22 protein-coding genes and 1 pseudogene are annotated in these 24,179 nt (G+C 66.8%); 6 read left to right on the top strand and 17 right to left on the bottom strand.

The annotated features are described in order from the left end of the window. Window positions 1–274 precede the first annotated feature (274 nt). From ATK30_RS31460 to ATK30_RS47335, 5 genes are all read right to left on the bottom strand, one after another. Entirely contained in the window at window positions 275–1,354 is a 1,080-nt protein-coding gene (locus ATK30_RS31460) for a lytic transglycosylase domain-containing protein (RefSeq protein WP_101438556.1), read from the bottom strand. A 448-nt stretch (window positions 1,355–1,802) separates the two neighbouring features. Continuing rightward, window positions 1,803–4,727, bottom strand: a complete 2,925-nt coding sequence (locus ATK30_RS31455) for a penicillin acylase family protein (RefSeq protein WP_205670153.1) — start codon at window positions 4,725–4,727, stop codon at window positions 1,803–1,805. 256 nt (window positions 4,728–4,983) lie between these two features. After that, the gene (locus ATK30_RS31450) at window positions 4,984–6,687 is read right to left on the bottom strand and encodes an Ig-like domain-containing protein (RefSeq protein WP_134667131.1); all 1,704 of its coding nucleotides are present in this window, start codon (window positions 6,685–6,687) and stop codon (window positions 4,984–4,986) included. A gap of 418 nt (window positions 6,688–7,105) precedes the next feature. Next, window positions 7,106–7,465 (bottom strand): hypothetical protein, encoded by a 360-nt coding sequence (locus tag ATK30_RS44815; RefSeq protein WP_134667133.1) that lies wholly within the window; start codon window positions 7,463–7,465, stop codon window positions 7,106–7,108. Window positions 7,466–7,546: 81 nt separating this feature from the next. After that, window positions 7,547–7,714, bottom strand: a complete 168-nt coding sequence (locus tag ATK30_RS47335) for a hypothetical protein (protein WP_369333437.1) — start codon at window positions 7,712–7,714, stop codon at window positions 7,547–7,549. 7 nt (window positions 7,715–7,721) lie between these two features. On the opposite strand from ATK30_RS47335, the gene ATK30_RS45745 reads away from it, so the two are divergent. After that, window positions 7,722–7,895 (top strand): hypothetical protein, encoded by a 174-nt coding sequence (locus ATK30_RS45745; RefSeq protein WP_205670154.1) that lies wholly within the window; start codon window positions 7,722–7,724, stop codon window positions 7,893–7,895. Between the two features lie 181 nt (window positions 7,896–8,076). Here the strand turns inward: ATK30_RS45745 and ATK30_RS31440 are convergent, their stop codons facing one another. From ATK30_RS31440 to ATK30_RS31430, 3 genes are read right to left on the bottom strand one after another with little or no spacing between them, the layout of a single operon-like run. Next, window positions 8,077–8,976, bottom strand: a complete 900-nt coding sequence (locus tag ATK30_RS31440) for an SDR family oxidoreductase (RefSeq protein WP_101438554.1) — start codon at window positions 8,974–8,976, stop codon at window positions 8,077–8,079. Between the two features lie 34 nt (window positions 8,977–9,010). Continuing rightward, window positions 9,011–9,340, bottom strand: coding sequence for a MoaF-related domain-containing protein (locus tag ATK30_RS31435; RefSeq protein ID WP_101438553.1), 330 nt, complete (start codon window positions 9,338–9,340; stop codon window positions 9,011–9,013). Window positions 9,341–9,358: 18 nt separating this feature from the next. Beyond that, the gene (locus tag ATK30_RS31430) at window positions 9,359–10,114 is read right to left on the bottom strand and encodes a nuclear transport factor 2 family protein (RefSeq protein WP_205670155.1); all 756 of its coding nucleotides are present in this window, start codon (window positions 10,112–10,114) and stop codon (window positions 9,359–9,361) included. A 123-nt stretch (window positions 10,115–10,237) separates the two neighbouring features. On the opposite strand from ATK30_RS31430, the gene ATK30_RS31425 reads away from it, so the two are divergent. Then, on the top strand, window positions 10,238–11,101 hold the full coding sequence (locus tag ATK30_RS31425; protein WP_158242526.1) for an AraC family transcriptional regulator: 864 nt from the start codon (window positions 10,238–10,240) through the stop codon (window positions 11,099–11,101). Window positions 11,102–11,403: 302 nt separating this feature from the next. Here the strand turns inward: ATK30_RS31425 and ATK30_RS31420 are convergent, their stop codons facing one another. Beyond that, a complete protein-coding gene (locus ATK30_RS31420) occupies window positions 11,404–11,823 on the bottom strand; it encodes an AMP-binding protein (RefSeq protein ID WP_240690812.1) in 420 nt (139 codons plus the stop codon). Window positions 11,824–13,064: 1,241 nt separating this feature from the next. Here ATK30_RS31420 and ATK30_RS44810 point away from each other — a divergent pair. After that, window positions 13,065–13,313 carry a hypothetical protein gene (locus ATK30_RS44810; RefSeq protein WP_134667137.1) on the top strand — a complete coding sequence of 83 codons (249 nt, stop codon included), beginning with the start codon at window positions 13,065–13,067 and terminating at the stop codon, window positions 13,311–13,313. A 1,192-nt stretch (window positions 13,314–14,505) separates the two neighbouring features. On the opposite strand, the gene ATK30_RS31415 is transcribed toward ATK30_RS44810, so the two are convergent. Together ATK30_RS31415 and ATK30_RS31410 are read right to left on the bottom strand one after the other, a co-directional pair. Continuing rightward, window positions 14,506–15,447 (bottom strand): hypothetical protein, encoded by a 942-nt coding sequence (locus ATK30_RS31415; RefSeq protein ID WP_134667140.1) that lies wholly within the window; start codon window positions 15,445–15,447, stop codon window positions 14,506–14,508. Between the two features lie 61 nt (window positions 15,448–15,508). After that, a complete protein-coding gene (locus tag ATK30_RS31410) occupies window positions 15,509–16,177 on the bottom strand; it encodes an HAD family hydrolase (protein WP_101438549.1) in 669 nt (222 codons plus the stop codon). A 567-nt stretch (window positions 16,178–16,744) separates the two neighbouring features. Here ATK30_RS31410 and ATK30_RS31405 point away from each other — a divergent pair. From ATK30_RS31405 to ATK30_RS46475, 3 genes are all read left to right on the top strand, one after another. Next, complete coding sequence (locus tag ATK30_RS31405) at window positions 16,745–17,779, top strand: DUF2891 family protein (protein ID WP_158242525.1); 1,035 nt, start codon at window positions 16,745–16,747, stop codon at window positions 17,777–17,779. A gap of 302 nt (window positions 17,780–18,081) precedes the next feature. Then, entirely contained in the window at window positions 18,082–18,285 is a 204-nt protein-coding gene (locus ATK30_RS31400; RefSeq protein ID WP_101438547.1) for an LxmA leader domain family RiPP, read from the top strand. A 115-nt stretch (window positions 18,286–18,400) separates the two neighbouring features. Then, window positions 18,401–18,751 carry a hypothetical protein gene (locus ATK30_RS46475; RefSeq protein ID WP_183123040.1) on the top strand — a complete coding sequence of 117 codons (351 nt, stop codon included), beginning with the start codon at window positions 18,401–18,403 and terminating at the stop codon, window positions 18,749–18,751. 14 nt (window positions 18,752–18,765) lie between these two features. Here ATK30_RS46475 and ATK30_RS47330 read toward each other — a convergent pair. The 6 genes and pseudogenes from ATK30_RS47330 to ATK30_RS31365 all read right to left on the bottom strand — a co-directional run. Continuing rightward, window positions 18,766–18,930: pseudogene (locus ATK30_RS47330) on the bottom strand (hypothetical protein); the annotation flags it as partial. Between the two features lie 68 nt (window positions 18,931–18,998). Next, on the bottom strand, window positions 18,999–19,433 hold the full coding sequence (locus ATK30_RS31385; protein ID WP_101438546.1) for a GlcG/HbpS family heme-binding protein: 435 nt from the start codon (window positions 19,431–19,433) through the stop codon (window positions 18,999–19,001). A gap of 111 nt (window positions 19,434–19,544) precedes the next feature. Continuing rightward, on the bottom strand, window positions 19,545–19,973 hold the full coding sequence (locus tag ATK30_RS31380) for a helix-turn-helix domain-containing protein (RefSeq protein WP_158242524.1): 429 nt from the start codon (window positions 19,971–19,973) through the stop codon (window positions 19,545–19,547). A gap of 53 nt (window positions 19,974–20,026) precedes the next feature. Then, entirely contained in the window at window positions 20,027–21,523 is a 1,497-nt protein-coding gene (locus ATK30_RS31375) for an aldehyde dehydrogenase family protein (RefSeq protein ID WP_101438544.1), read from the bottom strand. Between the two features lie 422 nt (window positions 21,524–21,945). Next, a complete protein-coding gene (locus tag ATK30_RS31370) occupies window positions 21,946–23,205 on the bottom strand; it encodes an MFS transporter (RefSeq protein ID WP_101438543.1) in 1,260 nt (419 codons plus the stop codon). Continuing rightward, window positions 23,202–24,092 (bottom strand): sphingomyelin phosphodiesterase, encoded by an 891-nt coding sequence (locus ATK30_RS31365; RefSeq protein WP_101438542.1) that lies wholly within the window; start codon window positions 24,090–24,092, stop codon window positions 23,202–23,204. Before ATK30_RS31365 ends, ATK30_RS31370 begins: the two co-directional genes overlap by 4 nt. Window positions 24,093–24,179 lie beyond the last annotated feature (87 nt).

Here is a 24,179-nt window from a genome sequence, read left to right as displayed (position 1 = left end):
TAGTGACACGAGGTACCTCTCCTCCGGTTCATCAGTGCGAAGCTGCGAACGTAAGTCAATATCCGCCGAGAGAACAGGTACGCGAACTAAAAACCCCAGCATCGAGGCAGAACTTTAGTATTGAATCGGACCGCCGGGTTCCCCTTTGCCGGAACGCGAGCGAATGGTCAAGCGTTCCCACGAAAGTCATGAGAAAAATAATGTCCACGAGCCGATTCCGTCCAGGACGGTCAGAGCGCGGAACGGGAACGACCGCGCCAGCAGCGAAAGCGGACTATCGCGGCTCGTGCCCCGAACCGCTGGCCGGAGAACTCGCTGAACTGGCCGCCGACGTTTCGGTGCTTGGCCCGCATTCGCCGCCAACTCCGTCGCCGGGGGACTTCTCTCCGCTGCGGCGGCTTTCTCGCGTCGATGACTCCGGAGACCGCGACGCCTTTTCGTCAAGCGTCGACGGAACTTCGTCCGGACTCGGCGTTTCGCACCTCGGGGGCGTCGTGCTGGCCGAGGTCGGCGGGGTGCCGGTCGTGCTGGCCGGCGGAGTCGTCGGTTCCGGCTTCGTCGAGGTGGCGGGCAACTCCCCGCTGGCGGGTGCGCCGCTGCTCGGCGAGTTCGAGTTCGCAGGCCCCGTGCTGTCGGGAGCCGCGGAGGTCGGTGCCGCGGGCGCTTGCGGGACCGGTACCGCGCTCGGCGTGCTCTCGGCCGGTTTCCCCGGCGGAACACCGATCGGCGCGTCGGCGTCGGGCAGTTCCGCGGCTCCGCCGCGGTAGCGGACCGCCCAGGCCATTACAGTGTCCACATAGGATTGCGAGTTGTTGTACCGGCGCACGGCGACCCGCTGGCCGCCGTCCGAGGAAAGGTCAAGACCGCCCGAGCAGAGGTAGCGGCCCGCGGCGAGAGTTTCGTCGTAAACGTTGTTCGGGTCGGAAACCCCGTCGCCGTTGCCGTCGGAAGCGTACTGGCGCCAGGTGCCGGTGATGAACTGCATCGCGCCGACGGCGTGATCCCACACCGGGTCGCCGGTGAACACGCCGCCGTCGGAGGAGCGGATCGCCGCGAATCCGCCCGTCCCGTTGAGCGCCGGGCCCAGGATGCGCTCGAGGGTGTTCCCCTTCTCGTCGACGTAGCCGCCGCGCGCGTGGTTCGACTCGATGCGGCCAACGCTGGCGAGCAGTGCCCAGTCGACGCGACAGCCCGGCTGTTGCTTGCCCATGAGGGCGGCCGCGTTCCGGTATGCCTTGAGCATGCTGGCGGGAATTCCCAGCGGGCCGGACGCTCCGGCTGAGCCGGAATCGGCGCGCGGCTCGGGCGGCTCGGGTATCTCGGGCAGCTGCGGCAGACGTCCGTCGACCGACATCGGCGGGACTTCGGCACGAGGGCCCGCCGGCGCGGGGAGCTGCTGAGCTCCAGGCCGGGTGAGCGCGACCGGCGAACTCGGCCCGCTGGCCGCGACCCCTGGCAGGATCGCCAGGACGCCGCCAGCGAGGGCAGCCGCAGTCCGCCCTCGAGCCGAACGCGTTCCGCGTTTCCCATCAGGCCACATCGCCGCCTACTCCCCGCCATTCCAGCCAAGCGTTGAGCGTTAATTACGAATCCCCTCGATGGGTCCGCGTAACGTCTCCTCGATCCACGTTAACTCGCGCTGATGCGGCTTTCGACAATGAAATATCACTGACCCGCTGTGCAATTTTTCATGCGGTCAGTCTCACTTTCGCGCGGGCGCGCTTCAGCAACGCGAGCCGCCGTGGCGGAGAGGCTTTCGCCTCGCCTCCACGGCGGCTCGTCAACCCCGGCCCCGCTGGTGATCAGCGGTGTTTCGGGAACTCCACCAGCTGTTGATACGTCGGACGGTTCTGCCATCCGATGCTGGGCGCCAACGCCGCGCCCATGGGCGTGAACCGGATCTTGTCAGCGCACCACGCGTCGCCGGCCTTGCACTCGTCGTCGCCCGGGTAGACCTCTGAACTCGGCGTGTCGACGGCTTCCTTGAGCGTGCGCAGCAGGGTGCCGCGGCAGTCTTCCAGCGTTCCGCAGAAGCGGGTCGGCATCGGACCGTTCACCTGCTGTCCCAGCGTGGCCCGCAGGTCCTTGTCCACATAGGACCACCAGCCGTATTCGAACGCGGATCCTCGGTGCGGAGCCGTCTTCCCACCCGGAGTGGGCGTCGAGGGCGCCTCGTCGACCTGCAAGTTCCGCTCCGTGGCAGCGTACAGTTGGTCGCCCATGCCCGGCCGGAACATCGCATCCACCAGCCGCGGCCACCACGCGTCCATGATCTTGATGGCGCGGTCGTCGATGTAAATCTTGGCCCCCGGCATCGTGTTCCGCTTGGCGCCGTGCTCCTTCCACCTTCGCAAGTCCTCAAGGCCCTTCTTGACCGCCGGATCGACGCCGCCCGAGCCGCTGTCGAGCACCTGCAAGAGGTTCGGGAGGATCATCTCGCCCCGCAGGTCCGCGACCGCCGCGTCCTCCATGGTCTTCGCGAGGTCGGCCCGGTCGATTTTCTTCCCGTTCGCGATCAGGTCCTTCACTCGCCGGTCCAGCAGGTCCGCGCGATGCACGGATCCGTCGCCGAAACTTCCGTCCACCTGGCCTTCCGCGGACTTGTTGTTCCAGCTGACGTAATAGTCCTGGTCGATCGAGGCCGGATGCTGCTCGCCCGGCATGCCCTGCACCACATTGGTCTTCGGGTCCCAGTTCCGCCATTCGGTCTCCGGATTCGCCCAGATCGGGAGGTTCGGGTCGACGTTCGCCGCCCGGACCGGCTGGAGACCGGAGTTGTAGTACGCCGTGTGCTTCGAGTCAGCGTAGAACCAGTTGAAGGTGAATCCGATCTCCGAGGCCGCCTTCTGGAAGTCCTCAGGCCCCTTCATCTGCTCCGGGTCGTTGAACCTCATGAACCCCAACGCCACCTGCATTTCGTTGCGGTAGGTGGACCGCAGCTCCGTGTAGGCGACCGGAACCCCCTCGACGGTGGCCCGCTGCCGCACGATGCCGTATTTCGTCCGCAACACCCGCAACCCGTCCGCGCTCTCCACCGGATCCAGCTTCTCGCACTTGCCGCCGTCCAGGTAGCCGTCGGATTCCTTGCCGGCCGGGCGGCCGTCAACGTTGCAGAGCTTCACCGTGTACGTGTCGATGATGCTTTGATGCGCCGACGTCGCGCTCCACGAGTAGTCCGGGCCACGACCGATCAGCACGTAAGGACCGGTCCCCGGGAACATGACCCCGTGCGCGCTGATCCCCGGCCCTTGAATGTCCTGGAGCATCAGGATCTCCGGAGCGAAATAACCCGTCTGCGGCCCGAACATGGCGATCGGGCTCCCGCTCTTCGTATGCGCTCCCGAAACCACCAGGGCGTTCGACATTCCCTTTGCCCGGCCGAGATAGTTCCTCGGCAGCGCCTCCGGGGACGAAGACGTTCCCTCGGTTGGCGCACCCGCGCTCGCCGAACCGCCCGAACCGGCCTCCACCGGCTCTTCTGTCAGCGACCCCGGGTCAGGCATCGCCACGTGCTGCGGGTCCTTCGGGCTGGCCCCGTAGGGGACCTTCGCGGCACCGCGCTGCGTCACGGTCGTTTCCGGATCGTCCGCCGACCGCAGCGAGTCCCACACCTTGCTGCCCTGTTCCTTGCCGTACTTCAGCTCCGCCGCCACCTTCGCGACCGCCGCGAGCGCCTGCCCGCCGCCCGCGGCGCCGAACTGCCCGCCCAGCAAGGTCGCCGCTCCGACCACGTCGTTCAGCGAGAACGGCTTGATTTCCGGCGCATGCAAGACCTCGAGCAGTTTAGGAGCATTGGCGATCAGCTTGCCGAGGTCGATGGAAGAAAAATTCCCCTGCAGCAGCTTCGAAAGCTCGCCCACGACCGCGGTGCCCGGCTCCAAGAGCTTTCCCCAGTAGTCGGCGGGAAGATCCAGCTTGAGCGAATCAATGAATGCCCTGTCCCCAGCGGACAAGTCTTTCGCCGTGGAAAGGTTCTTGAGGTATGAGCTGCTCCCGCTGGCGTCCTTGATGTACCGGTTGATCCCGTCCACGTAGTTTTGGAGGTCGCGCACAATCTTCACGCCGTCCGGCCCGCTATTGCGAAGCTGCTCAATCTGCCGGTCCCGGTCTTCGACGGTCTCCGCGATCTTCGGCCACAATTCTTTCTGGAAGTCCCCCGCGACGCTCCCGGCGAACTGCACCGCGGAACCGTTCACCATGTTGCGCAGCAGGTCCATCATGAAGAGGCGGTCCTGGCCTGCCGCGTAGCCGGAGCCGTACGTCGTGCCGTCCCGGGTCGTTCCCTTGATGTACGGGACTCCGCGAGCATCCCGGGAAATGGTCACGTCGTCGCGGCCGGGAACCGGAACCGGCCCGGTACCGCCTTGCGGCACGGCGAACGACGAGGAGTTCATGAACTCGCCGATCTTCTCGTTCGTCAGGTTCTGATAGTTCGTCCGCAGCGAATCGTAGGCTGCCACCTGATCGCGTCCGTGCGGCACTTCGAAGGAGAACGACCTGGTCTTCGCGAACTGCTGAAGCACTTCGGACCTCGACAGATTGCTGCCCTGCCCGGGCGGCAGAATGTCGTGGCACTGGTCCCTGCAGTAGTCGGCGTAGCCGCCTGGATCGGGGCCGGGAGCGCCTGGCGAGGCGCCCGCCACGCCGGGCATGGCCACCGATGCCAGGACGATGACCAGGGCCTGACACGCAAGGCTCACTTTTCGAGCAACGCTGCTCTTTGACATGCGACACTCCTTGGTGCACGTCCGACGACGCGCGAACGGACTCGTTCTCCTCCGGAAACGACGAGGAATTCTCGAAGAAAGACAAATCCATATCCAGCATGGAATTGAATTACTGTACCCGCATCATTGCGGAAAACCTCTTCAGCTGACTGACCGTCGTGCGGTCAGCGATGCGGTCCTGGAGACCGGCGTGTCCCCGGTCTTCGGAACGGCGGCCGCGGTTCGCCCGCACTCAACAGCGGCTGTTTCCCGCTGTTCACGTCGTCACCCGCCCGGTGAACTGAGCGGCGCCGAAACCGTCGACCGTCACCTGTCCGCCGGTCTTCTCGCCCGCGGTCGCGTTCGCGTCGGCGGTGACGTGGAACGTCACCTGAAGCTGGTTCGGCGGGTAGTCGCCACCGGACAGCTTCTTGACGACGTCGTCGCGGCTCACCGGGTCCACGGACGGGAAGACGAAGGTCATCGTCTTCCCGTCCGGGCTCACCGAAACGAGATCGGCCAGCCACGTGCACGCGCCGTTGTTCCGGCCGTCCTTGTCACTGGCGTTCGCCGTGATGTTGTAGCGGCCGCGCACCGTGGATTTCTCGTCCGAGATCGGCTGGAACGTGAAACCGTCCGGAGCCTTGATGGTGATCTTCTTGCCCACCACCGACGAGAGGTCGCCGTTCTCCGGCTGGATCGCGAAGGTCGCCAGGTGATCCCCGCCAGGCGCGGCGGACGGTGACCAGAGCAAGGAGATCGCGCTGGCTTCAACCGTCTTCGGGTCGGAGAACAACGCATCCGAGACCGGGGTCGCCGCGTCCGTCGCCCGAATCCGGACGGCCGTTCCGAGCGGCACGTTCTTGTCCAGCGAGACTCGAGCCGTTCCGTTCTCGATTGTCGCCGGGGACCCGAGCGGCTTGCCGTTCTTGTCGACCGGGGTGACCGTGGCTCCGTTGCTGCCGGAGACCGTCAGCACCTGACCGGGCGATACCGCGCCGTCTTCGGGGTCGGTGATCACCGGCCGGGCCAGGGCCGGAAGCACCGTCAGCCGGCGGCCCGCCGACTGGCCCGTGACCTTGCCGTCGCTCGTCTCGGACGTGACGAACACCTGGTGCGGCTTGCCGTCCGCAGGCACGACCGGCGGCACCCGCAGCGCCCACTTGCCGTCGTGGCCGACGTAGGCCGTAGGGGCCGGAATTCGCGCACCGTCGATGTTCCACCTGATCAGCGTGTCCCTGGGGCCGGTCCCGGTCAGGCCGCCGCCCTCGTGGACGACGAGGTCGTCCGGGCCGTCGACGGCCGGAGCGGCCGGTGCTTCCGGGAGATCCACGGGAAGAAAGGCCCGGCCCGCGATGTCGGCCGCGTTGCCGCCGCCGGACTGGACGATGCCCGCCACCTCGATGTTCCGGACCAGGTCCGACGGGACGCGGAAGCGACAGGACGCGACGAGCGAATAAGCACGCAATGCGGCGAGATCGGCGGCGGGGTCGGAGCCCTTGCTCATCTTCGCGATGATGTCCTGCACGAACGCCGCGAACGCGGCACCGTCGACGTCGCGGCCGTCCTGCTGACCGTCGGTGACCCGCAGGGTTCCCATCGCGTCGTCGTAATCCTCGCACCGGTACCCGTCGAGCTTGATCGTGGCGAGTTTCGACGATGCGAAATGCTGAAGGCCTTGCAGGAACTCGATCTGCCCGCCGGCGACCCCTCGCCGCGGTGCGACGACCGACATCCGCGCCAGCGCCAAGGACATCTTGACTGTCACGACACTGTCCGGCTTGGCCCCCGCCCGCGGCGCGTCCGTGGAGAACTGCATGCCGGGCGGCGTGCCGGCTTCCGCCGAAAGCTCCCGGAACTGCGCTGGGGCACCGGCCGACGCGACCCCGCCGAACGCACCTCCCGCGGCGGCAGCAATCAGCGTCGCCACGGACACCGCTCTGCGAGTGGTCGACGCGACGCGTCTCATCGCGTTTGCCATGAAGCGCCTTCTTTCGCCCTGAAGACCGAGGAATTCAGCCTTTGCCAAACATCGGCCCCGCGCCGACGAGCTTCGCGTAATTTACGAGAACTTTAAGCACGCGGAACCCGTGTTGGCAACGTCACAACTCGCATTCGTTGGACCATCCCGCCGGGGATATGCATTTTCATCCGTTGAAACGGTGATATTTTCATGTCGTCCGAGTGGGGCTCGGAAGGTTCGACGGGTGGCCCTGAAAAGGAGCGACACCGCTTCCGAACGTGCCGTCGCGCGGCAGGAGACATTCATTCGATTACCGGGAACTTGCACACTCGCGTGCCTCAGCGCGACGCCCGAGAGGGCACCGGGCTGCTCGACAACAAGACGCTGAGTCCTACCTGCGCTGAGCCGGGTAAATCGCCGACGGCGGCAGAGGCAGTTATTCGGTCCGGGCGTGGCAGGCCAGCGTGGGATCTCCCTCGGGCTCGGCGACAGCGACGGTGTTGTTCCGCGCATCCGGTGTCGTCGCCGCGGGTGCGAGCAAGCCGCCGCCGAGTTCCTGACGGCCGCGACGCGGACTGGCCTGATTGCCGGAGGTGAACATGCCTCCATTGTCGGCCGAGCCCGCGGCCACTGCGCCATTGACAATTCGAACGAGTGAGCCGCGCTGCTTGCGTGCCGCCACGTCGAGGAAACGGGTCTGCCAAGAGATGCCCCGTGAGCTCCAGGGTTCCTCGGCGGAGACCCGAGGGTCCGTACCGGCCAGGACCAGGGCGTTCCCATTCCTGCGGGTGATCATCTGTCGTTCTGACTCAACCTCAGTCTGGATGAACCGATCTCGGAGAGGTCGAACATCACGCAGGGCTTGCGGACGGCACGATCAGCTCGGACGTCGGGCACCTGGAGCAGGTGCGCACCAGGTTCGGGAAACCGTTGTGGGACATGGAACCCACCGACGCCGACGCCTACGTCGCACGAGCAGGACCTCGAGGAGGTTGCGGCCGAGTCGGTCGACTTCCTGCACGGTAAGCATGTCGCCAGAGCGCATGTAGTCGATGGCGGCGGTCAGCGCGGGGCGGGGCGTCGACGGCGAGCTTGCCGCTGATCTTCTCCTCGAATACCTTCACGCACAGTTCGTCGAGCGCGTCGCGCTGCCGCGCGGTCTCCTGTCGCTCGTGCTGACCCGTACCAGCCCGACCAGCTACCGGTTGTTGAACACCTCCACCTAGATGGAGGCTTCAGCGGCGCGGCGACGGGCGGACATTCAGTAATCGTTCGATTGTTGAACGCCGGAATGCGTCGGCCCGAGATGTCGATGGTCGGAGTCCGCTGCGCAGGTGTCAGAAGGGTCGTGCACCCCAATCGCGCCAGTTGAACGCGCCGCGTTGGGGACATCAGGCCGGGCAGGTTCTACTTGCGGTGTTGGCCGGTGAGCAGAAGGTGTTCGAGGGATGTCGGGGGGTGGCCGGTGAGGGTGGCCACGTCGGTGGTGACCTGGGCCAGTTCGCCGGCGGCGATCGCGGTGTAGGTGGAGATCCAGGCTTCCCGTTGCCAGGCGGGGGCGTTGTAGGCGGCTCTGGACGCCTTGGCTTGGTCGAGGGTTTCGCGTTGGTAGCGGGTTTCCCGGCCGGTGATCCTGGTGATCAGCTCGGCGATCTCGGACAGGCCCAGCGCCTGCGGTCCGGTGAGGCTGTAGGTGTTGCCGGCGTGCGGACCGGGGTTTCGCAGCACGGCCGTTGCCGCGTCGGCGATGTCGTCCTGGGTGACCGCGGCGACCCGGCCGCCGCCGGCCGGGCCGCGGATCACACCGTCCGGCCCGGCCAGCATGGGCAGGAAGTCGGCGTAGAGGTTGTCCCGCAGGAACGTGTACGCCAAGCCGCTGGCCCGGATGTGCTGCTCGGTCGCCGCGTGGTCCCTGGCCAGTGTGAAGGTGGCCGAGGGGTTTGCGCCGTAGAAAGAGATGTAGACCAGGTGAGCGACACCGGCCTCGGCCGCCGCGTCGACGAACGTCGTGTGCGCGGCGACCCTGGCCGGGTCCTCGTGCCCCGAGACCATCAGCACGGTGTCCACCCCGCTCAACGCCTCGGTGACCGCCGGGCGGTCCGCGTACTCGGCCACTGCCACCTCGGCGTTACGCAGTACGGGCGCCCTGGAGGCGTCCCGCACGATCAGCCGCTGGGCGCAGTCGGCCGCCTCCAGCCGCCGGGCGACTCTGCCGCCGAGCTGCCCGGTCGCCCCGGTCACCGCGATCGGGCTGGTGGACCGGAGCCGGGCGGTTCCGGTTCGGGGGAGGGATGGACGGTTGATCATTGTGGGCTCCTTTGGAGTGTGGCGGGGTCGACGATCAGCGAGCGAGCTCGGTGAGAGTGCCGGTGTGCAGTTCGCCGACCCGGCCGTGCGCGGTGGAGTAGGTCCAAAAAGCGTGAACGGTGTCGGTGACGAGGTTCATCGCGTGGGTGACCGTCATCCCCGACTTCTCCGTCCAGCCGACCAGGAACACGCCTGGGGCGATCTCGGCGGCGTGCAGGTCGACGTTCTCGGTTGCCCCGACGGCCGGGCCGGCGAGGACCTCGTAGTGCAGCCGGGTGCCGTCGGCGGCGTAGGTGTTGCGGAACACCGCACCGTTGTCGACGGTGAACCGGTAGGTCTTGCCGGCATAGGTCAGATCGCTCATCTCGGGTTCCTCGCCTTCCTAGAACAGGCCGTTGCCGTGCGGGAGTTCGGCGAGAACAGGGGCGATGACGTCCCAATGCTCGACGATCTTGCCGTCGGCGACCCGGAACAGGTCCCAGTAGGCGACCGGGACGCCGAACTCGCCCTCGGACTGCACCAGGACGAACTCGCCCTCGGCGACGACCCGATGGATCGTGCGGTAGACCAGGTTCTTGCCCTGCTCGGCCCAGGCGGCGGCGGCCGCGCCGAAGCCGTCCAGCCCGTCCGCGGCCTCCGGGTTGTGCTGCCGATAGGTCTCGGCGGAGATGTAGTCGGTCAGCGCCGAGTAGTCGGCGTCCTTGAGCACCTTCTGCGCGAACTCGGTCACCAGCTTCCGGTTGGCCTCGGTGTTGTGCAGGTCGCCCGGTGTGGTCGGGCCGTCGGTCTGCGATCGGCCGGACACGGTGTCGGCCACCACCGGGGTCAGTGCGTCCCAGTGCTCGGTCAGCCTGCCGTCCTCGACGCGGAACAGGTCGAAGGCGACCAGCGGCTGGGGGCCGAAGCCGTGGTAGGTGCCGTGCAGCGCGACCAGATCACCGTCGGCGATCACCCGTGCCGGCTCGTAGCGGAAACCCTCGGGCAAGGTGGCCACCAGTTCGCGCAGCGCCTCGGGACCGTCAGCCGCCAACGAGCTGTGCTGCCGGTAGCCGGCGGCGACCCAGCGGTCCACCGCGGCGGTGTCCTTCGCGCCGAACAGCTCGCCGGTGGCCCGCACAACCAGATCCTTGGTGTTCATCATGTCCTCGTTTCGTTTTTCGCGGGTGTGGCGTTGACGGACTCCAGGTTCGTCCGAACAGGACGGGACGGCGAGGTAAGATCGGGAACCGCTATGGTCAAAACTGGACAACCCGATGCTTCCGTGGCCGTTGCCGAGTTCAGCTTCGGCAACCCGGACCGAGCCTTGCTTGACGTCGAGGTCGTCGACCTCGGCCGCCTGACAGGCAGAATCTCACCCGAAACGCGCACGGTCGTGCACCGCACCGACTTCCACCAGATCTTCCTCGTCACCAGAGGCCAGGCCACCATCATGGTCGATTTCGTGGATCACCCCTGCGCCCCGGGCACGCTCCTCCACGTCACGCCCGGACGCGTCCTGCGCCTGCCCCGCCCCAGCACCCCCGACGGCGGCCTACAGGTGCGGATGGTGCTGTTCGCCCCCGCCTTCCTGCCCCGGCTAGAGCCGGCCCGCGCCCTGCTGAGCCCGTTCGGCCCCGTCGTCTTGCGCCTGCCGGCCCACCAGCGAGCCGGCATCACCCGCGCGATCGACGACCTGGCCACCGAATACGCCCACGCCGTCGCCGACACCGACGAGATCGCCATCGAGGTCCTGCGGCACCTGCTCAGCGCGCTGATCCTGCGCATCGCCCGGCTCCCCCAGCCGGACGACCTCGCCCCTGCCGCGAACGACACCTTTATGCGCTTCCAGCACGAACTGGAACGCTCTTTCGCCGCCACCCGCAACGCCAGCGACTACGCCACCCGGCTCGGCTACACGCTCCGCACCCTCAACCGCGCCTGCCACACCGCCACCGGCCGCACCGCCAAAACCCTGATCGAAGCCCGCGTCATCCTCGAAGCCAAACGCCTCCTGGCCCACACCGACCTGCCCGTCGCCGCCATCGGCCGACGCCTCGGCTTCACCGAACCCACCAACTTCGGCAAGTTCTTCCACCGCGAAACCGGCCACCCACCCGGCACCTTCCGCACCCGCGAACGCACATGACCCACAGGCGGCAGCAGCCGCACATCCAGGTGGATCCGGCGAGCCCGGGGCGAGGTTTGCGGTTGCGAGGCGGCGTTGACGTTGCGGGATACCCGTCGTTGCCAGGCAAGCTGAGCGGGGATCGGGTCGAGTGAACTGGCCGGACACTGCCGTCGCTGACGCCATCCGCGACGCCCCGGAAACAGAACACCCACTGACACGGCATATCGGCGACTTCCTCATCGACCAAACCCACGCCGGGCTCACCGAGCGCGCGATGCGCGCCCGGCCACCGGCATACACCACCAACGAGCAAGCCAACCTCATCCAGACCCGCCGGTGGTCGCTGACGCACCTGGAGCGAAGCTCCTGCCCCCGAACCTTCCCGCGCTCCTGGACGACATCCTGCGCGGAACACTGTGTACACCGCTGTTCCGCAACACCTGACTCCACCGGTTTACCGGCCCGATCTCCGGGGCGGTCAGCAGCGGATTCAGCGGCATCATCGCCAGCCCGGCCTTGAGGATGCCGAAGTAAGCGAGGACGAACTCCGGCACGTTCGGCAACTGGACCGCGACCTTGTCGCCGGGTTCGAGCCCGAGCCGCACCAGAAACTCGGCGACCCTCCCGGAGAGCCCGTCGACCTCGGCATAGCTGAACAAGTGGCCCCCTGCGTACAGAAACGGCTTGTCTGGTCGCGCCGCAGCCGATCCGACGAGCATCGTGGCGAGGTTGAACGACATCGGTCACCATCTTTTCGGAGAGACTGTTCGGAACGTCGGCGAAATCCAGCCGCAGCACGCACCCGCTCGCCGGGTTGCGCGGCCGCCACAGCCGTGCTTCCGGATCGCGGGTGTTCAGTTGGTCCGGCACCATGGCGCGTCTTTCAGATCAGCAGCCCGCCGACGACGACTGCTTGTTCCCCGCTCAGACACAAAGGAGTAAAGCACGCCAATCATGAATCGTCATCACGTCTGCCCGGCGCGGGGCCGCTCGCGCGGGCACGACTAGCCGTCGGCTCACCGCGACCGGCTGCCTTCGCGCGCAGCCATCGAGCCCGCGGGAGCGCGACGAAGGCGCTCGCCCCCGCTTCGATCACTCCGCGCATTCCGCAGCCGGACCTGGACCATTCACGTTCTCCCGCCCTGCGACAGACCGAACGAGGATTCCCTTGGGTATTGCCCGGGACCTTCCGGACACCTCGTCAATATCACGCGAAAGACGTGAAGATCGCACTGTTGCCTCAGCAATCTTCCTGGTTAGAATCACGGTGCCCCGTCGCGGACGGTGATTCCCCCATAGCCCGCGGCGGGTCCTCCTTCCTGGCGGGCGACTTTCGCCGGGAGCGGCCGGAGATATCACCCTCGCACGGGTATGACAGATTCCCGTTCCCGGCAGCGAAAGAGATTCTCGCCTCGACGGCCGTTCCGGACGCAGTCCGTGCGGCGCGGACTCAGCGGAAGGGGCCGACCGGATGGCGGTCACCGGGAATGCGCCGCTGCTCGGCATCGGCGGTCCGGCACGAAGGTTCGCGCGGAACCGGGCTGTGCGAAGGCCCCGTCTCCACACGTGCGCGAACAGGTCAGAATCGCCCAAGGCCGCGAAGGCGCCCGGCGCCGGAGCGACAGCACTCGGATTCTCCGGCCCGACCCGCGAAAGCCCGCCCCTGCACGCACTCCGCCCATCGTCGCCCGCACCGCGACGACAACTGTCCGGTCATGCGGACGACCTAGTGCGCAGGAAAGCCCGTGTCCGCACTCCTTGGCACGCAAGCCGATCCCGGCCTCTTCATCGCGGATCCGGGAACCGCCACCGGCCTGGACGAAGGTAAACCGCGCCACGCCGCCGACGATGACGCAGGACCGCCGCTGACTCGCCGACGGCTGAAACCGCACCACCGAACGCCAGCGGGGCTGGGACAGCTTTCGCCACCGCGGGGAGAGGCCCTGGCATGGGCACACATCGCGCTCTGGAGGACTGGAGGATGCCGATTTTGTTCAACAGGGCGCAAGCTGCGAGTGTCGGCGCCGAGGCCGCCCGCGCGGCGCGCCGAGGGAGGACTGTGTTCGCGGCGATGTTCAACGCCCCGTTCACGGCCAGCGGATCCGTCGCCGGATGGGCGGAGCAGATCGAGGCGGTGGAAGCGGAGGGCTGGATGCTCTCCGACTTCTCCGCGGTGTTGGACGACACCGGACGCCCGCGGGCCTACTGCGTCTTCAGAAGGACGCTGTGACCAAGAACGCGAACAACTGCCGCATCCGCGCGGGACAGCCGGTGCCCGCGCGATAACTCCGCTGACCGAGATGAGGTATTCATGCATCTTGGCGTCCAGCAGGAAACAAGGCGTTACCCGATTGCCATGTCGCGCATGATGCGCCGGGGTGAGAAATAGCGCGCGCTAGCTGAATTCTGCGGGATTTCCGGTTAGCCTTGCGTCGCTCCGCTGTGGACCTGTCACCCGCCGTCCACAGTGAGGCTCAGATTCCCCCGCGGCAAGCGATCTGGCTGGGTTGCGCTGCCGGAAAGGCCCGCCAGGGGCCCGTCCCGCGTTCAGCGGGCCCCTGGCGGAGCGCTGGTTCACCTGGTCTTTGGGGTACCGGGGTGAACCAGCGCTGACCTGCGGTGCGGCAGATCGCTGTACTCCAGCGGCTCCGGACGTTCCTGCTCGGCGAGCACAAAGGGACGCTTCGCGCCGCAGCGTGACCGTGCTGATCACGCCCGGCGCACCGGTGCCGTGCGTGCCGGTGGAGAGCGCGACGGCGACGGCCTGCGCGTCGAAGTCGCAGGTTCGTCATCACGAGCCCGAACGTGTCCAGGGCGACGTTGAGTGCGCAGCGTGGTGCCGGAACGGACCAGTGACCACGCGCGAGAAGGCCTTTCCGGTCAGATCCCTGGGCCGCGGGGCGCCTTCCGTGGTTCGAACGACGAGCAGGTACGCACTCACGGACGGTTCGTCGCGAACCGGGAGCTGAATATGATCGGGTCGCGCGAGTGGCCCCCGGCATGCCGCGGAAGGTGTGGAGCCGATCTACGCTGCCGCGCGGCCAGCACTCCTCGGCGATCGCGGGCACCGGCACCTGATCGGTCGGCACAACCCCGGTTGCGCGGGCGATTCGAAGCGACGGTGGCAACCACCCGGCCCACGCCGGACCCGGGCGGTTGCCGTCCGCTCAGTCTTCCGCACGTCCTCGTCGGCGAACCTCCCGGACCAGCAATGCTCCGAAGTCCAGCAACGCCAGGGCCGTCGGGAGAAAAGCGAACATGGTGAATCCAGTGCGTGCGCGAACCGAACGCGGTGGGTGAAGCTCGACGAGGCCGCGCTTCACCCACCGGTTGCCGATCAGATGCCGAAGGACTCAGCATTCTCCCGACCGAGGGACGGCACCAGCGTGTCCGCCGACAGAGCTGCTAAACGGCCGGGAACCTCACTGAGCGTCCGCGGCCGGCGTGCCCGGGCGGCACTCGACATGTCCGAGGTTGATCCGCTCGCTGCCGAAACCGGCCGAGACGGCGTCGACCGAGATGCCCCCGCCGTCCAGCTGGGTCACCGTGTTCTTCTTGACGCTGAAAGGTTTCCCGTTGACTTCAAGGTTCAGGGGCGATTCCAGATCGATCAGTGCGTGGTCGAGAACCTTCCCGGCGATCGGCAGCGTTACCGTGATGTTGGCTTTCACGCCCGTCGCGGTCGCGGTCGGCTTGGCGCCCGACGGACCGGCCTGACAGCTCGAATCAAGTGCCGTCAGGGAAAGCGAGACGTCAGCTTTCGTGTCCAACCCGACAAACTCGGCCGCTGTGCGGAGGGTGGGGCCAACCACGGGAAGCGCGCTGATGATGCCGCCGAGTTCCGCCTTCGCGTCGAGGGTCGCGGAGCCGCCGCTGACTTTCGCCGTCGAGACGCCGGTGGCCGGGTCTGCCGTCGTGGCGACCTTCAACAACGCGGCGTTGCCGTCGACCTTGAGAAACGTCCCCGAACCAAGATTGAACTCCTTGTTTCCGGCCAGAGCATTGGTCGGAGCCGTCGCAGCGGGGTCGGCGGCCGGCGGCCGCGGCGACGCCGCCGACACGTACTTAGCCGACAGCACCTGCTCGACAATGTCGCCCTGCCCTCCGAGGACGTACCCGTAGGAGCTGGGAGCGACTGGTTCCTGAGTGGCGGCACTGGCCAGACCGGCCGTCCCGACGGCTCCGGCGAACCCGACCACGCCCACCGTCGCGGAGAGCGCGGCAATCCTGGTGAATTTCATGCGTACAGTCCTTACATCACTCGGACGGAATTTGACGACCCGCTGCGCGAACCTTCCCAGCTTGGCCGGAACACATATTGCCGATCTCACATCGAAAACGGCAAGTAAATTCCAGAAGATCATCCTTTTAGCCAATGAATAAATCATCGGCGAGCAATGAAATAATCACGTCCGCTGGCGAATGTCAGGGAGCGAGGCCACGTCCCGGCGCGGGCCTGTTCATCAGGTCGTCGACCCGCCGTCCGACGAGCGAGTCCCACAGTTCGTCGACCGCGTCCGCGGGCAGCGGACGGTAGAACGGGGCCCCGATGACCCACATCCCGGCGCTTCGCGCCGATGCCGCACCGGTCTGGCTGTCCTCGACGGCGACGCAGTCGCTCGGATCGACGCCGAGCAGGCCGGCCGCGCGCGCATACGCTTCCGGTGCGGGCTTTCCTTCCGCTACATCGTCTCCGCTCACGACAACCGCGAAGAAGCCGAACCCCACGTCCCGCAGCACCCGATCGACCACCACGCGGTAGGACATCGTAACGAGACCGACCCGGATCCCAGCCGCGACCAGGGCCGCCAGGAGGTCGCGAGCGCCATCTCGCCACGGCACCGATTCCCGGAGCCTGGTCACGACCCCGGCCACGATGTCGTCGATGACGACCTCCGAGGGCACGTCGAGGCCAGCCGCCCGGACGAGCGCGGCGAGCGTCTCCATCGACGAACCGATGGCTGCGATCCGCGCCTCCTCGCTCAATGTCAAGCCGTGCGCGCCCAGCAGTTCGTCGGCGACCTCGAGATAAAGTTCTTCCGTGTCGATCAGCGTTCCGTCGAGGTCGAGGAGGACCGCTCGGGGCAGGGTCATGCGGGCACCGTCACTTCGTCGTCGAATGCGTTTGCGCCGGCATCACGGTCCGCGCGCCGAAAGGGCACCCGCCTATCCCAAGGCGGGTGCCCGCTCCCGTCGCGACACGTCCCCATTTCGCGAGGGAGTCGACACCCGGCCGGCGCACGGGAGGGGCCTGCATACGCCGACCGGGCTGCTGTGAAAACGGGAATTTCCGCCGCCGTCAATGCCCATGCCCCGGACCGGGGCGAGGCGTTCTTGCCGCAGCTTTATGCGCAGTGTGCACGACGTAAAGCGCCATGTCACCACCCGAATAAAGCCAGTGCATTTTTCCCGTCCGCCACGTGATATTATTCATGATCGGCGAAGGAGTTACTCCCCCGTACAACATTATTGTAGATTTGTTGAACGATCCTTAGAATGAGCAGTGCGCAACAGTCGCCACAGCGAGCCAGTTCGCTCTTCGCATTCAGTCCCGTCCCGCTCTTCCGAAAGCAGGCATGTGACATGGTCGTATCTTCCCGCCCACTCCGATGGCGCTCGCTCGTTCCCTTGGTACTGGCTGCCGCGCTGACACTGCCCGGAGTGGCGCATGCCGATCCCGCCACGCCCAGCTGGCAGCAGTTCGAGGACAGCCGGACCGGCATGTTGAAGAAGCTGGCGGAGCCGGTACTGAATTGTACCAGAAAGAAGGACGATATAGCAGCGGACAGCCCGATTTTCCACGGCTGTTACGACTGGCATTCGGCCGCGCACGGGCACTACGCCCTCTACGCGACCTATCTGGCCACTCACGACAAGAAGTACCTCGACGCCGCAGAGAAGCAAATACAGCCCGCGGGCGATCCCGGCGTCGTGGCGCGAGAACTGAAGTACATGCAGGACGGTTCGATCGGCGAGGACACCGCGGACAGCCCATATGGAATGGCCTGGCTGCTCGAGACGGAGAGGGCGCGCGAGCAGGCCACGGGAACCCGCGCGACCCGGCCGCTGGCCGACGAGGCGGTCAAGCAGATCAAGTCGTGGCTCGCCGACGGCAACGCGGAACAGAATCTCTTCTACGACATGCATTCCAATCTGTCTTGGACACTGCAGACTCTGGCCGGATGGGCGCAGTACACCGGCGACAACGCCCTTCTCTCGTCGGTGCGCGCAGACGTGTCGAAGTATCTGAAGACCGACCAAGCTGACCAGAAATGCGCGAAGGTGCTACCGGGCGAACTCTCCGGCGAACTGGAACCCAAGAGCGACATCACCGAGAATGGCTTCCTGGCACCGTGTCTCATGCGTTTGGCCGCGGTGGCAAAGGCAGGAGGGCCGGGCACCGCGGAGTGGGTTTCGCGCCGGCTGCCCAAGGATGTGTCGGTGTCGCTGCTTACCGATCCGCGGTCGGCACATTCGGCAGGGCTCAACTTCTCCCGGGCCAACGCCCTGTGGGAGATCTACCAGACCACTCGCGACTCTGCCGTTCGCGACGGCTTCGTCAAGCTGGTCACGGCGGAGGTCACCCGCCCGCAGGACTGGGACACGACTTCGGACTACCTGAACTCCCACTGGATCGCGCAATTCGGAATCCGGGCCATCGATCAGACTTTCACTCACACGGAGCAAATCCGCTGACCGAAGCAGCGCGTTTCCCGCAGTGCCATCGCCGCACTTCGGCAGCGCCCCGAAGCGGGAATATTTCAGCGCCGAAAATCCGCGAAGGTTGACACGGCCGCGGCAAATGTCCGATTCTCGAGTTGTCCGCAGCAGCAGCTGATGCGCTCATAAAAATTGAGGTCCTTCCGTTCAACATTTCACGGCACCAAAAATCTTGCCTTCCCTTAAGCGAGGCGATTGCCTAAAAACGTTGAACTCATGCTTGACCGCTCCATATTCGCGAGAGAACGCCTCCGGGCGAACGGTGATGGGAGAACGCGATGCACACGATGACCGAAACCGGTCTGCTGAGCGGTTACACCGCTTACACCACCGCTGAGGAGCTGGACCAGTTCGACGGCAAGACCGCGCCCGCCGCGACCACCCCCGCCCTGGCTCCGATCCTCATCCGGGCCAGCATCATCGCCGCGCGTTCCTCGCAGCAGTGCGCGGCGGGGAACGCCGCCGCGGGCGGCGGGATCTGAAAGACCATCAGGAAGGTCTGCTGACCGCCGACAGCCGGCTCGGCAAGCCTCGGGGCCGGCGTTCTCGCCGGTCCCGAGGCCCTTTCCCGGCAGCGCCAACGATCCGGAAGCGACTATGCCCGAACTCTATTCATCCGACCTCGAAGCGGTCGACGTCGTCACCGGCGAGGTGACGTTCGAGCGCATGCTGCTGGTCGGTTCAGGAGCGCTGAGCGCGGCATTCCTGCCGTACTGGATCAACTGGATCGACGCCATGCTGCCGTCGGTCTCGATGAAGGTCGCACTCACCAGGTCCGCCGCGAATTTCGTTTCCCGGCACGCCGTCTCGGCGTTGTCCCGGACCGATGTCCTGCTCGACGAATGGACGGACGAGCCGAGCCGGGAAGCACCGCACGTCGCGCTGGCGAAGTGGATGGCCGACTCGGGGTGCACGAAGAAATCGCGATGGCTGATATTGCAGGCGTAAGCACCAGCCATCGCGAAGAGGACGAGAGCGCCGATCGCCAGCCTGCGCAGGCGAATGTCGCGGGCGAGGAGGTCTTTCGGCGTGCACAACTGTCCGACGAAAGCGGCCTGCTGGTTCGCGGCCAGAGACGGTCCCAGTGCTCGACGGGCAGGAGCGCGCAGGTGGTGTGCGCCGCCCACGCACTGCGAGACCACCTCGAAACCCACCGCGCGACAGGGCTTCCTGAGTGCATGCCGGGCCCCGGCAACTACACCTGTTGGTCAAAATTCCGCAGGGAGGCGACCGCCGATCGTGCGACCGCGACATCTTGCCGCCAGGTTCCGCCGGAAACGCCAAGTGCCCCCAGGCATCGCCCTTGCAGGGAAATCGGTTCTCCCCCGGGCAACGGCACGAATCGCTCGAGGGCCATCAGGTCGCGGGAAACGATGAGATCGTCTTGGAACATGCCGGACCAGTCCGCGGTTGAGCGTCCGGTCCTCCCCGCGGTGTACGCCTTGTCCTGCGAAAGAGGGCAGGTGTACAGGGGCGCCTCCGGTTGCCGCTCGAAGTAGAGAAGATCGGCTCGCGAGTCGACGACAGCGAAGCTGAACGCCACCCCCAGGTCCCGAGCCTCCGCCTTCGCCACGTCGATCAGGACCGAAAGCCAATCATAATCGGGGTATTCGCCGACTGGTTCCGGCATGATCAGGAACCGTGAACCTGTCCGGCAACCCAAGAAAACACCATGATCATTCCGATCGGCTGTTGGGAGACCACTCACTCAACCCGGGTGGCCCGGCCGGGAGCCCGCGAATCACCGCAGGATGTCCCATTCGTGGGCGATGTGCACGGCGTGCGAACGATTCCGCGCACCCATTTTGGCCAAGACCTTGCGCACGTGGGCCTTGATCGTGTCGACGGACAAGCCCAGTTCCCGGGCGATCGACTGATTGTCCCCGCCGACGGCGATCAACGCCACGATCTGCCGCTCTCGCACGGAGAGGCCTTGCGCACCCGCCTTTTCCTGCCGGCGGGAGCCGGTAATCGAGTAGCGCGGGATCTGGCTGGGCCCGGCGTGATGCGGTTCGACGGACAACCCCGCCGAATGGAGCGCGTTCGCCGCGACCGCCGCGGCCTCGCCGGCAACCAGATAAGCGGCGACGAAGCCACCCGGCGATTCCGTGCCGGGCACCGTTTTCAGCAGCGCCGGACCAAAATTCTTCGTATCTTCTCGAAGTCGCACCCTGATTTCTCCTCACCGTTCGGCTTCCGGCCCGCGTCGGTCTCGTGTAGTTCTCAGCGCTTGCCGTGCAGGACGGTCACCAGCTTGGCGACCAGTGCGTCCGTGGATTCCTTGCGGGAGAAGGAAGTGAGCGTGAGCGGCGCGGTGAACCGCTGCCGGGCCACTGCCTTCGGGCGGGCGAACTCGCGCAGCCCCTCCGGGCCGTGGATCCGGCCGAACCCGGAGTCGCCGACGCCGCCGAAGGGCAGCGAAGCGATGCCGGCGAACGAAAGCGGCGCGTTCACCGAGGTCATGCCCGCGCGCAGCCGCGACGCCAGCTCGGCGCCGCGCGCCCGCGAGAACACCGTGGAACCGAGGCCGTACTTGGTCGCGTTCGCCTTCTCGATCGCTTCGTCCATGTCGCGGACCTTGGCGATGGTGACCGTCGGGCCGAACGTCTCCTCGCGCACCGCCTCGGAGTCCTCCGGGACGTCGACCAGCACGGTCGGCTGCACATAACGGTCGCCGACGCTCTCCACGCCGCCGACCAGCGCCTTTCCGCCGCGCTTCAGCGCGTCCTCGATGTGGCTGCGGATCACCGAAAGCTGCGAGGGCATGGTGATCGGGCCGTACTGCGCGTCCTCGTCGGAACCCGCGCGCACGTTCTTCGCCTTCTCCACCACCCGCGCGACGAACTCGTCGGCCACGCGTTCGTGCACGTAGACCCGCTCGACGCCGATGCAGGTCTGGCCGGAGTTGGAGAACGCGCCCCAGACGGTGGCATCAGCCGCCGCTTCGAGGTCCGCGTCCGTGTCGACCAGCAGCGCGTCCTTGCCGCCCGCCTCGATCACGACCGGGGTCAGGGTGTTCGCGGCGGCGGCCATGATCTTCTTGCCGGTGGCCGCGGAGCCGGTGAACGCGATCTTGTCCACACCGGAGCCGACCAGCGCGGCCCCGGTCTCGCCGAAGCCAGTGATCAGCTGCAGCACCGGCTGCTCGGGCACGATCTCGGCGAACGCGTCGACCAGCCACTTCCCGACGCCGGGGGTGTACTCGCTCGGCTTGAACACGACGGCGTTGCCCGCGGCCAGCGCGTACGCGATGGAACCGAGCGGAGTGAACACCGGGTAGTTCCAAGGCCCGATCACGCCGACGACGCCGAGCGGGAGGTACTCGACGGTCGCGGCCTGGTTGGCCATCAGGAGGCCGGACGAACGGCGGTGCTTGCCGAGCACCTTGCGGGCGTTCTTCGCCGCCCACGCGATGTGCTCGATCGCCAGCACACTCTCGAGCTGGGCATCCGCGACCGGCTTGCCGGTTTCGTCCCGCACGACCTGGCACAGCTGCGGAAGCCGCCGGGTGAGCACGCCCTTCCAGCGCTGCAGCCGCTCCGCACGACCGGCGAAACCGAGGCCGTCCCACCAGCGCGCGGCCGCCCTTGCCCGCTCGACAGCCGCGCCAACTTGGCCGTCCGTCTGCACCCGATAAGTGCCGACGACCTCGCCAGTCGCCGGGCTGAGCGAATCGAACGTCTCGCCGGCCTGCGCCGGATTCGGCTGGACCGAGGTCATCGGCACCTCCCCGTTTCAGTGAACACCCAGATTACGATCTTGCTAGCACACTGCCAACAGTTTCCCTGGCTCCCCGAACGCAGTACCCCGCCCCCACCAGCGGTTCAGCTTCCGCGACGAGAAAAGTGAGGCAAAATTTCATCGTCGTCGCAGGAAGAATTCTCGGCTGAATCGCGATCGAACCCCCTGCGGGGAAAGACCGGCGAAAGGCACCCGGCCGATGCGTGACTGGGGGGCCACACGCATCGGCCGGGCTTCCGCCGCCCATCAATCTGCCGGAACCGAATGCTCAGCTCCCCGAGCGGAGAAAAGCGCTTTCAGCCGGCGGGCGTAAGCACAGGCTGCCCGAATCGACGCGACCTGTCACTTCCTCGCGAAGACTCGTGAATATTTCATGCCTGGCACCGCCGCTGCGAGGGAATTCAGGACACGCTTCGAATCGGCAGCACACAAGCCGCGGCGGCCAATCCAGTGACCGCGGAGGCTAGGAACAACGAAGGGAAACCGCCCGGTGAAGTGATGAGGACCCCGCCGATAGCGGCGGCGGCGATCGACGGCAGCGCGCTCGCGAGCTGCAGCACACCGAGATCCTTGCCGCGATCTTCCGACCGGGGCAGCACCTGCGTCACCAGGGCCTGGTCGACAGACAGATAAGCGCCGTAGCCGATTCCGAGAAGCGACGCGCCCAGGATGGCAGCAGACATGGTCGGCACGAAGGCGAGGACCAGCGCGGCCGCGCCCTGGATGGCCGAAGACCACACGACCACCCGTTTGCGCTTTCCGCTGCGGTCCGAAGAGCGCCCCACTGGGATCGCGACAACGACAATGCTGGCCGTGTAACACACCATCAGGATCAAAGTGCCGAAGTCGGGGTCGACGTGCACCGCGTCTTTCAGGTACTGGTAAAGGAAAATCTGCGCGAGCGCGTTCGACAGATTGATCAGCGACCGTTGCCCGCACGCCCAAGCGAAGTCCGGGCTGCGCAGCGGCGCGAAGATGCCGACGGCGATCGCACGGAGCGCCAGCGGAGGACGTTCCGCTCTCCGCAACGGTGTCCCGCGGACGCGGAGCCCGAACGGGAGCACGCACAGCAACAGCAGCAGGGCCAATCCAACGTAGGCATCGAGGATTCCGGTGAACAGGAAGGTCACCACGGCGACCCCGAGCAGCGGCCCGACCGCGGTTCCCACCGCGAAGTAGCCGGAAACCCGGCCCCGCTGGTTGACCGGCACGTCGTCGGGCACCGCCGCGGACAACGCGACCATGACCGCGGAGGAGCCCGCCGTGAAGAGGGCCCACCCGACGACAACGCCCACGATGCCGTGTTGCAAGCCCTGGAAAACGAACGCGACGGCGGACAGCACGGCGCCGTAAAGGATCCACACCTGCCTGCGCCCGGTGCGGTGCAGGGTGCGGTCGGACAATGCCCCGACCAGAATCGAAGCGACCACGGTCACCACCGCGGCGCAGGCGTTGGCCCAGCTCTGCGCGACCACCGCGGCGTTTCCCTCGCCCGCGATCGCGTTGGTCTGCCGCGGCAGCAAGACCTGCTGAGTGCCGTAGTTGGCCAGGAACAGTCCCAGATTCGCGAACGACCAGCAGACCGTCCACACGCGACTGACCGGGCGTACCGGTTCGTCCAAAGCGGACCGGCCGCCTGCCGCTGCCACGCCCGCGGTCACGCCGGCCCCAGGGTCACGTTCGCCACCACCGGAAAGTGGTCGCTCGCGGGACGGCGAGGCCGTAACGGGACCGTACAGGTGGTGATGCGCGGGACCGGCCGCAGGCCGTTCTCGTTGATCGACCCCACGTAATCCAGCACATTGCGGTACCCCGGCTGGGAACGCGCCACGAAGCGGTTGTTTGCGCTGTCGAACGTGTGCTCGTGCATGTCGCCGTCCGGTTCCAGGCGGCCGCCGACCGCATCGGCCGCGTCGTCCAGGTCTTGGCCGCGATCACCGGGAACACCGCGCGCGTCCGCCGCGTAGTACTCGACGTTCAGATCCCCGACCAGCAGAACGGGCGCCTCCGGCGGTGCCGTCCTCGCGACGAACTCGCGCAGCTCTTTCAGCTGTTCCAACCGCACCGCACGGGTCGCGGACACCGGCGTCGGCGGCTCGTCGGCCTGCAAATGGGTCGCGGCCAGCCATACCCGGCCGTCCGGGGTGTCCAGCTCCACCAGCGCAACTCCCTTCGCGGACAACGCGTCCTGAGTTTTCCGCTGGACCGCGCTGTAAAGATGCTGGCCGCACCACCGGAACGGATACCGGCTCAGCACCCGGACTCCGCCGCCCACCAGTGTTCGCACCGGCGAGACCCGGGGCACTTCCCCGTCCCAGCCGCGCCGGCCCCGCAGCGCGCCGATCTGGGGCGACGCGTGATAACCGCGCCGCTTCAGCCGCGAGACCAGCCGCCCGGCGGCCGACAGCGCGAACGCCTCGTTCAGCACGATGACGTCCGGATCGACGGCACGCACGGCGTCGACGGCCCAGCCCGCCCGGCGCCAGCCACGAGGCGAAGCCGAAATGAAAGGGAGCTGCAACACGTTGAATGTCAGTAGACGAAGCATGGAATGCACGCCTCCTGCCTGGCTCGAAGGGCGGCCCCACACTGGGCCGCAGAACCACACCGTAGATAGAATGTGAATTTGATTCAA

The organism is Amycolatopsis echigonensis (assembly GCF_002846615.1).
Taxonomy (GTDB): Bacteria; Actinomycetota; Actinomycetes; order Mycobacteriales; family Pseudonocardiaceae; genus Amycolatopsis; species Amycolatopsis echigonensis.
This window is presented reverse-complemented; position numbering and strand designations above follow the sequence as displayed.